We start from the raw sequence: 10,921 nt of genomic DNA on the forward strand, positions 1-10,921 counted from the left end.
ACATCCCCTTTTTCAGCCCCTGCCCCAATTCCATCGCCACCACTTTTTGAGAAGTTACGTAACCGTTCACCGTGGTGCTCGCCTCGACGACGGCTTTCCAGGCGGCTTTCTGGGCGGCTTTCGTCCTCGGCCTCACCCTGCGCTGCAGCTGATCTGAACCGCAGCCGCACGGCACTCCTCGGGCGATTCCTGCGGGCGCGCTCGCCCAGAAAACCGCCTGAAGACCCGACTTCCTGGGGCCTGAACGGTTCCATTCAAACTGTTCGGTGCCCCGGTTCGAGATCCTGCTGAATCCTGCTAAGCTGCGTCCCCAAGCTGTTGCCAACGCTGGAGGCTCGTCATGCTGAAGTTGGTCCGGACCTTTCTGCCCCTACTGTCGCTGGCTCTTGTTGCTGCGTGCAGCAAGGGCGGTGATGGAGCCAAGCCGCCCGCGGCGCGCGGGCCCGGCACCCAAGCCGGCCAAGCGCGGGGGTCTGCTGCACAGGCCCCGAAGGCGGTGGCGCCGAATCCCGCCGCGGAGTTCGAGAAGCCGCCCGCTCAGGAGTCCAAGATCGGCACCTTGGATGTCGCCGGCCTGGCAGAGCGCATCGAAGCGAAATCCGTGGCCGTGTTCGACGTCAACGGAGAAGACACGCGCAAGAAGTACGGGACGATTCCCACGGCTACCTTGCTAAGTCACTACCGCGAGTACGATCTGTCCGAGCTGCCCGCGGCCAAGGGCCAAGACCTCGTGTTCTACTGCAGCAACGACGAGTGCTCGGCGTCCAAGAGCGCAGCGCAGCGAGCAGTCGCCGCAGGCTATTCGCAGGTCAACATCCTGCCTGCTGGTGTGGCAGGATGGAAGAAGGCGGGGCAGCGCGTGACCGCCTACCAAGGGTCCTGACCCGCAGGGCAGGCGCGCGGCCGTAAGGACCCGCCTCTCATGCTCGGGGCGATTCGTGCGGGCGCGAGGCCATTTTGTGCATTCCTCGCTGGCCAACCGGCCTGCGTGCGAGTACGTACTCGACGCTCCGAGGAGCGGGGACTTCGGTTCCAAGGACAGTAGCTGGGAAGCAGCCGGTGGCGTCCGCGGGCCCGACGTACTGCCTACGGGCCGCGCCGCCCATGTTTTGAGATTGACCCGGCGATGAATAGCGATACTACAGCAATGAACAGCGACAGCATGCCTGCCAATGTCGTACAAGAAGGTCCCGCTCGTGCGTCGTGGGGTACCTTGCCCAACCTGCTGAGCCTCGTGCGCATCCCCATGGGAGTGCTTGTGTGGTTTCACGCGCACGAACCGAAGTTCGTCGCGGCCATGGTTGTTGCGGCTGCCGTGTCGGACGCCCTGGATGGCTGGGTGGCGCGCTCCGAGCGCTCGCGATTGGCTCCTGACAAGGCCAAGGCTCAGTCCGATTTGGGGGCATGGCTCGACCCCTTCTGCGACAAGGTCTTCGTGCTTTCCACGGCAGCCGCCATCGCGTGGGCTCATGAAGCACCGATTCACCTGATGCTGCTGGTGGTGACGCGAGAGATCCTGCTGACACCCTTCCTGGTGGGCTACCGGGCCATGCCGGTGGCGTGGCGCCGCAGCCGTTCACTGACTGCTCGCTGGCCGGGCAAGCTGTGTACGGTGGCGCAGTTCGTGGCTTGCGCTCTGGCCATGGTCAGCAGCCCCGCCCTCGCCACCATGGCATGGCTGTCCGCCATTCTCGGTCTGCTGGCCGTGGCGCACTATGTCGCCACCGCGTTGACGCACCACCAGCCCTAAGAGTCCATCCATCGCACTTGGCAAAGCCGGCGTCAGCCTCTAGGCTGCCCCCCGAAGGTAACACATGAAGAGCATGGCGATCCTGGTGGGTGGCGGCCCAGCCCCGGGCATAAACAGTGTGATCGGTGCGGCCAGCATCCGTGCGCGTCTCGCCGGCGTTGAAGTGATAGGTATCCGCGACGGTTTTCAATGGATCATGCAGGGTGACGTGAACCAGGTCGTGCCTCTCACCATCGAGGATGTAAGCCGGATCCATTTCAGCGGCGGCTCCGTGCTCGGCACGTCGCGCGCCAACCCGACTCGCGATCCACGCTACGTCGAGGCGGCGCTCGAGGCGCTGAAGCGCCTCAACGTGGGCCAGCTCGTAACCATCGGCGGGGATGACACGGCGTTCAGTGCCATGGCTTTGGCGAAGCACGCCGAGGGCCGGCTGAACGTGGTGCACGTGCCCAAAACCATCGACAACGACCTCGACCTGCCCGAGAGCATTCCGACGTTCGGCTACCAGACTGCACGCCATGCAGGCGTCGGTCTGGTCAAGGCGCTGCTTACCGATGCCTACACCACCTCGCGCTGGTACTTGGTCGTGGCCATGGGTCGCAAGGCGGGGCATCTTGCACTCGGTATCGGCAAGGCGGCCGGAGCGACGGTCACCATCATTCCGGAAGAGTTTACCTCGGGTACCATTTCGGTTCGCAATGTCGTCGATATCCTGACGGGCTCCATCATCAAGCGGCTGAGCTACGGGCGAGCCGACGGCGTGGCCGTGCTGGCCGAAGGGCTGGTCGAACGGATGGCCGAGGACGAAATCGCCGCCGCGGGAAACGTCGAGTACGACGCCCACGGGCACTTGCGCATCGCGGAAATCAACTTCGGCGACCTGCTCAAACGTGGCGTGCTCGCGCGCCTGCGCGAGCTCGGCCTCAAGAGCACGGTGGTGTCCAAGAACATCGGCTACGAGCTGCGCTGCACCGATCCGATTCCGTTCGACATGGAGTACACGCGGGATTTGGGCTACTGCGCCTCGAAGTATCTCCTAGAAGGGGGCACGGGAGCCATGATTACCATCCAGCGTGGCGTCTTCAAGCCTGTCCCCTTCACCGACATGCTCGATCCCGACACGGGCAGGACGCGTGTGCGCATGGTCGACATCAACACCGAGCATTATCGCATTGCGAGGCGCTATATGCTCAGGCTGCGTCGCGATGATTTTGCCGACGACCACGAGCTGGCGAAATTCGCGGCAGCGGCAGGTCTCACCCTGGAGCAATTCCGGGAGCAATTCGAGTATTTGGTGAAGGATGAACCTCCCCCGATTCGCTTCGTCGTCTAGTTTCTGTCCAGAATGGCGCCAGGCCGGCTTTCGTCCTCGGCGCGCTCGCCCTGGCATCCATTCTGGACAGAAACTGCATTTCAGACAGAAAGTCGGCTAGTCAGCATGGCGCCAGGCCGGCTTTCGTCCTCGGTCGTCGCGCCTCGCCAGCGGCGCCCAGTCCTCACCGAAACACCCGAGTTATTCTTCCGCGGGCCCTTACTCGAAGATTCGCACCTGCAGGCTTGTGAACTTCGCTTGGCCTGCCGCGGTGTCGGACATCACGACGATGGGATCGCCCGGCAGCACGCGGTTTCTTGCTCGCAGCCACTCGAAGGCTTGGCGAATCGTCCCTTCCGGGTCCTTCGAGAACTCCATTACAAAGGGAACGATGGATCGCCACAACCAGAGGCGCTGCCTCACTTCGTCGCTGTCCGTAAAGGCGTAGATGATGGCTCGTTCAGGCCGGAAGCTTGCTACAAGCTGTCCGATGGTCCCATGGCGCGTGATCGCGACGATCGCGGGAGCATGGATGGCGTCGGCGATGCGGCAAGCGCTCCGTGCGAGTGTATCGCGCGCGTCCTTGGGCTCGCGCGTCAGGTGTCTGCCCAGGTTCGGCTCCTTCTCGCAGCGTCGAGCGATGTTGGCTAGCATCTCGACGCAGCGAACCGGGTGTTTACCGTTTGCGGTTTCGGCGCTGAGCATGATGGCATCTGCCTGCTCGTAGGTTGCATTCGCGACGTCGGTGACCTCGGCTCGGGTGGGAAACGGGTTGACGACCATCGATTCGAGGATGTGGGTGGCAACAACCACGGGTTTGCCCGCTTCCACGCATTTGCGGCACAGCATGCGCTGATGCAGCGGGAGCTGCGCGATGTCGATTTCGACCCCCAAGTCTCCTCGGGCGACCATGATGGCGTCGCTTACCGCAAGAATGCCATCGAAATTGTCGATGCCCTGCTGGTTTTCGATCTTGGAAACGAGCTTGGCATGATGGTTGCGGCTCGTGATGATGCTGCGAATCTCGGTTACGTCTTCCGCTCTGCGCACAAAGGACGGCGCTATGAAATCGGCGCCCTCGTCGATGGCGAACGCAATATCCGCCCGATCCTTGTCGGTGATACCTGGGAGCTTGACGTCGACTCCGGGCAGATTGACGTGCTTTCGGGATCCCAGCCTGCCGCCGTCGATCACCTTTGCACGGACACGCTGCCGCTCCATGTCGATGACCTCGAGGTTGATGAGCCCGTTGTCGAGGGTAATGCGGTCCCCGACGCTCACGTCCTGCACGAGGCCGGGGTAGTTGACGAAGATGCTGCGTGCGGTGGGGTCGTCGTCGTTATTGACCGTCAAGTATACGACGTCCCCGCGGACGAGCTCCATCGAATGTTCGACGCTACCGGTGCGGATTTCCGGGCCCTGCAGGTCGACCAGGATAGCCACCGGGTGATTCAGTTTCTCGTTGAGCCGCTTGATGCGCTCGATGACCACGCGATGGGTCTCGTGGCTGCCGTGCGACATGTTGAGGCGCGCGACGTTCATGCCGGCGGTAGCCAGCGCTTCCAGCATCTCGATCGATTGGCTGGATGGGCCGATGGTGCACATGATCTTGGTGTGTCGAAAGTCTCGTCGTTCCGGCTGGGACATGGAGGGGGGGACCTTTCGCAAACTTGGACCGGGTGGTTTCCGTTCGGTATCAGACCGTGGCGGAAGAGCTACACTGTATGGCCTGAACGCTGCGTTCGTGTCTACGGTCTTCGCGGTGTTAACCGTTCACGGGGGTCTTCGCTTCAGCGACGGCTTCGCCTGAAACCCGGTTCCCTGGGGCTTGACGGGTTACTCGCGCTGGCTCCGGCGCACGTCGGGGTTGGTGGCAGGCCGGCCGGGCGTTGCCGGCGTCGACCGCCAGCGCATGGCTACAGACGTAGGGACAGGGTGACGTGGGCAGGGAACTGAACACCGAGCGGGTGATCGGTGTCCTCCATGTTGAGCTTGCCCAGTTGCCCGGGGGCAATGCCCTTGCCAGCCAGGAACAAGCCCTCGACGTTGACTCCGACGCCAAGGCCCACGTGCCTGCCCAGCAGGAACTGAAGCCCGAGTCCGGTGCGCAGCGCCAGGCCGCTGGTCGCGCTCACACGCTCGCGAGGCACCCCTCCGAGGTAGCCACCACCCAGGCCGACACCCAGGTAGCCCTCCATCACGCTGCCGTGCGCTCGCAGTGCCAGTTCGCCGGTCACGGTCGTTATGGTGATTCGGTCGTACCTCGCGTAGGAGAATCGGGCACCCAGCGACAGGAAGGCCAGACGCATGGAAGCAGCTATTCCCATGTTGTGACCACTGGCTCGCACAGCATCTACGAAGTCGCCGGCTCGAGCCCTGTTTGGATCGATGGTCGGTGCCGCCGCCGCGATGCCGGCGGCATCGGTCGGGAGGCTGTGCCCCAGCATCATGAGCAAATACGAGGGTCCCGCAAAGGTCTCCACCAACAACGGATCGAACCAGTCACCTGCGCCCGCCCCCTCGTCGGTGGTCTCGCCGGGGCTTCCTACCACCTGCGTGCGCACGCGCTCGCGTACGATCTTCCTGCCTCCTGCAGCGGTCGCCACCACGCGCGTCGTCGAGCGCGGGGGGGCCAGCCCGGCGTCCGAGCCGGCTGTCGCGCCGGCGCGGGGATCACTCAGACGCTGGGCAGTGCCGGCCGAACGTCGGGCGGGAACCGGTGCGAGCGCCGATGCCGCGCTTGGCGGCGAAACCGCCGGGCGCCCGCGTGTGGAAAGGATCGACCCCCCGGGGGTCGGTGCCGCCAGTCGGGTCGCCCGCCAGTGCGTCTTGTGCTCCGCGAGGTCCTGCACGCGAGGCGCGGCGGGCCGGGGCCGGCTCTGCGCTTGTGCGGTTAGATGCCCAACCGCACCGGCTGCAGCGAGCAACAGGCTCGCCACGCGCAGGCCCCGTTGCTCTTTCCAGTGCGCCCGCATCTACCTCCTGCACCAACCAACGCGAACCCGAGCGCCAAGCACAACGGCCGCTTTGCGTTGATAGTATATTGATACAGTACGGGTGTACGAAGGAATCCTGGACCCTCCTCGATCTCGCTTCCAAGGCTTGGTCTATTGGGATTAGCGTAACCCCGTTGGACCAGGCCGGCACGCGGTCAACCGTTGCCAGCGCGAGGTGGGTCATGGTTTGCCGCGACCGGCGCGCCTGCGACCAGCCAAACGGCCCTTGAGCTCGCGAGCTTTTCCCGGCTTGTTGAGCTGAGCGGCGCGTCCGATGGCCAGCGCGTCCGCTGGCACATCGCGGGTAACGGTGGTGCCGCTTGCCACGTAGGCGCCCGTACCGATGGTAACGGGAGCGACGAGCTGCGAGTCGCTGCCCACGAAGCAGCCGTCCTCGAGCGTGGTCGTGTGCTTGTTGAACCCGTCGTAGTTGCAGAAGATCGTGCCCGCCCCGATGTTCACCCCCGCTCCGATGACGCCGTCGCCGAGATAGGTCAGATGATTGGCTTTCGAGCCCGTGCCAAGCCGGGTCTTCTTGGTCTCGACGAAGTTGCCCACACGCGCGTCGCGGCCTATGTGCGATTGGGGGCGTAGATGCGAGAACGGTCCGATCTGGGCATCGCGCTCGATTTCGCTGTCTTGTGCGACCGTGTAGGGCTTGATGCGTGCCCCTGCGCCCACGCGTACGTTGTCGAGTACACAGCCCACATCGATGTGCGCGCCGGAAGCGACATGGGTGGTGCCACGCAGGCTGACCATGGCTTCGATGACGGCATCCGGCTCGATCCGAACGTCCGCGTCGATGTATGCCGTGGTCGGGTCGCGCAAGATGACTCCCCGAGACGCGTGCTGCATCGCGATACGCAGGCGCAAGACGCGCTGCCGCTGGCTGAGCTCCGCCAGATCGTTGGCATCGAGGGTCTCTTCGGAGCTCCAGCAACAAGCCTGCACGCCACCCGCGCCAACCGCCAGCGCCACCAGGTCTCCTAGCTGCTTTTCGTGGGGCGGGCGCTCGGCCCCTGGATCGGCGTCCTGCGCGGCGGCAACAGCTGCGGCCGCGTCTGCGCCGGCGGCGCTGTCCGTGCTGTTCGTGCCGTCCACATCCGCTGCACCCCCACGCCCCTCTTCAAGCTTGCTGAGAGCATTCAAGAAGAAGCCTCGCTCAACCGCGTAGAGGCCAGCGCTCACCTCGTCAGTCGCCAACTCCCGGCGGCTAGTGTGTGCATGCTCGCGGCAAGCAACGACGCTGCCGGCCGCGTTTCGCACGATTGGAGCGCCCCCCCGGGGCACGGTCTGCCGGCTCGTCAGCAAGGTCAAGGGCGCCTCGCCCGCGGTCGCGGTATCGAGCAGGGAGCGAAGCGCGGCCGCGCTGATCAGCGGCATGTCGGCGGGAAGCACGAGCGCCCATGCCACGTCGCGGCCCATGGCCTCGATGCCGCAACGTGCCGCGTCCAAGGTGCCTCGCGGCTCGGCCTGCGCAACGCACACCAGCCGTTTGCGGAAGCGGGCACGCAGCTCGGCGTGCACCTGCGCGGCTTGATCGCCCAGCACGACGATCACCTGGGAGGCACCGGCGTCGAGGGCTGCCTGCACGGGGTAGCTGATCATCGGGCGCCCTGCCAGCGAATGCAGAGGCTTGGGTATGCTGCTGCGCATGCGCCCGCCCTGGCCGGCGGCCAGTACGATGGCTGCAAACGTCGAAGAAGTCGTCACCTGTGCCGTGCTCCTTTGAGTAAGGACCTGTCCAAGAATAGCCTTTCTGGATCGGCCAGGGCAGGGCGCCGCTGGCAAGGCGCGAGCAAAACAGCCAACGGTGGTCGGAGCCGGCGAAAGCGGAAGAGCTATTCTGGGGCGGATTCTAACGTTCGGGTGCCTGCAAGGTATGCAGCGACGCTGGCAAGAGCCGCCAGGTCGTGCACATCGTGGTCAAACGCCGGCACCTGGATGCACGGAGTAGCGCTCGGCAGACTCCGCTCCAGGCGCGCGATGCCCATCTTATCGCCGGAGGCTAGCGCTTGCTCGTCGTTTGCCGCACGCATCATCTGCTCGAGCAGCGCCGCGGCCGGCGTCTCGCCCATTCCAAGGGCCCGAAGCTCCGCAGCCAAACTGCCTTGTCCCGCGCTCGTTTGCGTGAGCGAACGATGAACACGGTTGATGACCACGCCCCGACACACGATGCCTGTTTCACGCAGCTTTCGACTGAGGAACGCAGCCTCACCCACGTTCTGGGGGTGTGGGCTCGTCACCAGCACGAAGGCGACGCTCGCGTCGCGCAGGACCTGAGCGACACGCTGCGCCCGCTGTCGAAACCCCCCGAAAAGATCGTCGATGTCCCGGACGAAGCTGGCCACCTGGGTCAGAAAGCCCGCACCGGTGAAACGCGAAAGGCCACGCATGACCACCGTGGCGCTCTTTCGCAGCAGCGATAATCTCCCGTCGAGGCTGTGCACGAGCCAGCGCACGGCAGGTGAGTCGATGGCGGTCGTTAGCCGGGCCGGCGCCTCCAGGAAATCCAGCACGTCGCGGGTCGGCGGCGTGTCCAGCATCACCAAGTCGTAATGCTGATCTTCTCGTACTTCGAAGAGCTTCTCCATCGCCATGTACTGCTGAGTGCCTGCAAGCGAGGTCGACACGTACTGATAGATCTGGTTCGCCAAGATGCGCTCGCGGGCGCGCTCGCTTCTCGCGTGTCGCTCGATCAGCTGATCGAACACGCGCTTGGTGTCCAGCATCATGGCCGACAGACTGCCCTTGCAGCGAAGCCCGTTGCGTTCGAACAGCGCGTTTGGGATGCGCTGGACATCGGGTCCGAGCTCCGAGAGGCCACGGCTGTCGGCCAGCCGCTTGGCGGGATCGATGGTCAGGCTGAGCACACGCTTGCCCTGCATGGCTGCAAACACCGAGAGAGCTGCCGAGGTCGTGGTCTTGCCCACCCCGCCCGAGCCTACGCAAACCACGATCCGGTGCGTATCGACCAGCGGTGCAAGGCTCATCGCCGCGACTGTAGCATGGCCGGGGGGGTCAGCGGCGCGGCTCTGTCCTGCGATCAACACAGCAGCAGCGAAGCGGCGCGGCTTGAGCGGAAGCTGGGACTCGGCTATGTTGCCGGGCCCCTGAAAAGGGGGCGCCCCACGTGGGATGCGCGGTCATCGACGGGGAGTTGCACAGCCTGGTAGTGCGCCTGCTTTGGGAGCAGGAGGTCGTCGGTTCGAATCCGGCCTCCCCGACCGACTCGACGGGCCCGGGGTTCGATCCTGGGCGCGGGTCCTTCGCCTCGCTGTGTGCCATCACGCTGCCCGTCACGTTGACAGTGCCGTGCAGCTTGGCGACAGTCAACGGCTATGAGCACGCGATTGCTCGCCTGCGTGGCCGCGCTGTCGAGCGGCTGCTGTCTGCTACAAAGCCCGAGCCCCTCGACGCCTACGCTGCTCCGGGGACCTCCCGAGCAATGGGAGCTCATGAGCAAGGACGAGCGCGGCGAACATATGGTTGCCAGCGTCATGCCCACCATGGGCAAGCTGTTCTAGGGGCACGACCCTGCCCGCTACTCCGACTTCGCTTGCACGACGTGCCACGGCGGCGACGCGATGGATCGTGGTTTCGCGATGCCGAATCCCTCGCTGCCCAGCGTGTATCCCCTGCAGGCGCCGGAGCGCCAGCAGAGCATGCGTGACCAGCCGAATGTCGTACGCTTCATGTCGGATAGGGTGGTGCCGACGATGGCCACGCTCTTGCAGCTACCGGCGAGCGACTCCGCCAGCGAAAACGCCGTCAGCTGCTTCAGCTGCCATCCGCTCGGTCAGCCCGCTCAAGCCTACGACGCGACCATCCAGGGATCCTAGCTTGGCTTGGGCTAAGCTAGCGCCCATCCCGAAGCGTTAGTTCGCGATCGGCGTGCCAGTACAACGGTCCGGGAATTCGATCCGAGTTTCCGGACCGTGGTGCCCGAATCTGGACGCCCTGCTCGGCGCTCCCAGCAGTCAGGCTGACCTTGTGGACGCTTGGAAGCAGGATGCTTCGGAAGAGACCGAGACAAGGGAGCCCGGTGGGGGCTATGCCGGGCCCTCCAGCAGGAACCTCTGCCAGTCTCTTGCCTCCACACCCAGTCGCGCTGCGACCTGCAGCTGCGCCGGATCGCAAACCAGCAATGGCTGGTGATCCGGAGCGCGGTGGGTGAACTCGAGGAGCCCCCGCAGGTCGGTGGACCCGAAGGAGCCAGTCTTGACCTCGATCGCCCACGCACCCCAGCTTCCCTCGGTAACGGCATCGACTTCAAGCGGCTCCTGTCGCCAATAGCGAACGCTCTGACCCGCGTTCCATGCAAACGCCAGGCAGGCGTTTTCGACCCAGCGCCCGAAGCGCTCCGGCTCGCGCTGAGCATCTGGCACTCCGCCTGGGTCCACCACCGCGCACAGCGCATTGTTGAGCGGGACGAGTTTGGGTGGCGCAGCCCGCCGTCGCGCCGGCCGCGCAGCGTACTTCTCGAGTGGCGCCACCAGGTACGCTTCTTCCAGAAGAATCACGGAACCCAGCCCGACGAGATCTTCCAGCTTCTGGGAGGTGGAGTGCCAAGGCATAGCGCGCTATGTTCGCGGATTAGGGCAAATGCTGAACAAATCGGATGGTAGTGGATCGTGGATCCGAGCACGCGAGCGGCTTGCCCGTCGTGTTTTGAGCAGATGTGTATGGGCCGTCTGCATGCCGGTGCTCGGGGGTTGCTCCGCTGCCCATGGGACCTTGCCGGATGCTGGCGGTGCCGCCGGCTCGAGCACGGGCATGCTTCTGGTCGTGGAGCCCTGGGGCACGACGGTAGACGCGGGTGGAGGAGCCAGCTGTGCGCTTGCGCGGGGCGATGAGCTGCTC

General features: G+C 64.8%; 10 protein-coding genes and 1 tRNA gene. 6 read left to right on the forward strand and 5 right to left on the reverse strand.

The window, feature by feature from the left end:
- The first annotated feature begins 340 nt into the window (after positions 1–340).
- The 3 genes from MJD61_09925 to MJD61_09935 all read left to right on the forward strand — a co-directional run bounded on the left by MJD61_09925 (position 341) and on the right by MJD61_09935 (position 3,083).
- Positions 341–883 (forward strand): rhodanese-like domain-containing protein, encoded by a 543-nt coding sequence (locus MJD61_09925; protein MCG8555587.1) that lies wholly within the window; start codon positions 341–343, stop codon positions 881–883.
- A 264-nt stretch (positions 884–1,147) separates the two neighbouring features.
- Positions 1,148–1,750 (forward strand): CDP-alcohol phosphatidyltransferase family protein, encoded by a 603-nt coding sequence (locus MJD61_09930; GenBank protein MCG8555588.1) that lies wholly within the window; start codon positions 1,148–1,150, stop codon positions 1,748–1,750.
- Between the two features lie 64 nt (positions 1,751–1,814).
- Positions 1,815–3,083, forward strand: a complete 1,269-nt coding sequence (locus MJD61_09935) for a 6-phosphofructokinase (protein ID MCG8555589.1) — start codon at positions 1,815–1,817, stop codon at positions 3,081–3,083.
- Between the two features lie 198 nt (positions 3,084–3,281).
- On the opposite strand, the gene pyk is transcribed toward MJD61_09935, so the two are convergent.
- From pyk to MJD61_09955, 4 genes are all read right to left on the reverse strand, one after another.
- A complete protein-coding gene (gene pyk, locus MJD61_09940) occupies positions 3,282–4,709 on the reverse strand; it encodes a pyruvate kinase (GenBank protein ID MCG8555590.1) in 1,428 nt (475 codons plus the stop codon).
- Between the two features lie 269 nt (positions 4,710–4,978).
- Positions 4,979–6,037 (reverse strand): hypothetical protein, encoded by a 1,059-nt coding sequence (locus MJD61_09945; protein ID MCG8555591.1) that lies wholly within the window; start codon positions 6,035–6,037, stop codon positions 4,979–4,981.
- A 201-nt stretch (positions 6,038–6,238) separates the two neighbouring features.
- The gene (locus MJD61_09950; GenBank protein ID MCG8555592.1) at positions 6,239–7,771 is read right to left on the reverse strand and encodes an NTP transferase domain-containing protein; all 1,533 of its coding nucleotides are present in this window, start codon (positions 7,769–7,771) and stop codon (positions 6,239–6,241) included.
- Positions 7,772–7,899: 128 nt separating this feature from the next.
- On the reverse strand, positions 7,900–9,051 hold the full coding sequence (locus MJD61_09955; protein MCG8555593.1) for an AAA family ATPase: 1,152 nt from the start codon (positions 9,049–9,051) through the stop codon (positions 7,900–7,902).
- 160 nt (positions 9,052–9,211) lie between these two features.
- Between MJD61_09955 and MJD61_09960 the strand changes: the two genes are divergently transcribed.
- The 3 genes from MJD61_09960 (at position 9,212) to MJD61_09970 (ending at position 9,900) form a co-directional block, all read left to right on the forward strand.
- Positions 9,212–9,285: transfer RNA gene (locus MJD61_09960), tRNA-Pro, on the forward strand.
- 114 nt (positions 9,286–9,399) lie between these two features.
- Positions 9,400–9,585, forward strand: coding sequence for a hypothetical protein (locus MJD61_09965; GenBank protein MCG8555594.1), 186 nt, complete (start codon positions 9,400–9,402; stop codon positions 9,583–9,585).
- 78 nt (positions 9,586–9,663) lie between these two features.
- On the forward strand, positions 9,664–9,900 hold the full coding sequence (locus tag MJD61_09970; GenBank protein ID MCG8555595.1) for a hypothetical protein: 237 nt from the start codon (positions 9,664–9,666) through the stop codon (positions 9,898–9,900).
- Positions 9,901–10,110: 210 nt separating this feature from the next.
- Here the strand turns inward: MJD61_09970 and MJD61_09975 are convergent, their stop codons facing one another.
- On the reverse strand, positions 10,111–10,635 hold the full coding sequence (locus MJD61_09975; protein ID MCG8555596.1) for a DUF4143 domain-containing protein: 525 nt from the start codon (positions 10,633–10,635) through the stop codon (positions 10,111–10,113).
- Positions 10,636–10,921 lie beyond the last annotated feature (286 nt).

It is taken from the genome of Pseudomonadota bacterium, assembly GCA_022361155.1.
GTDB lineage: Bacteria > Myxococcota_A > Polyangia > Polyangiales > JAKSBK01 > JAKSBK01.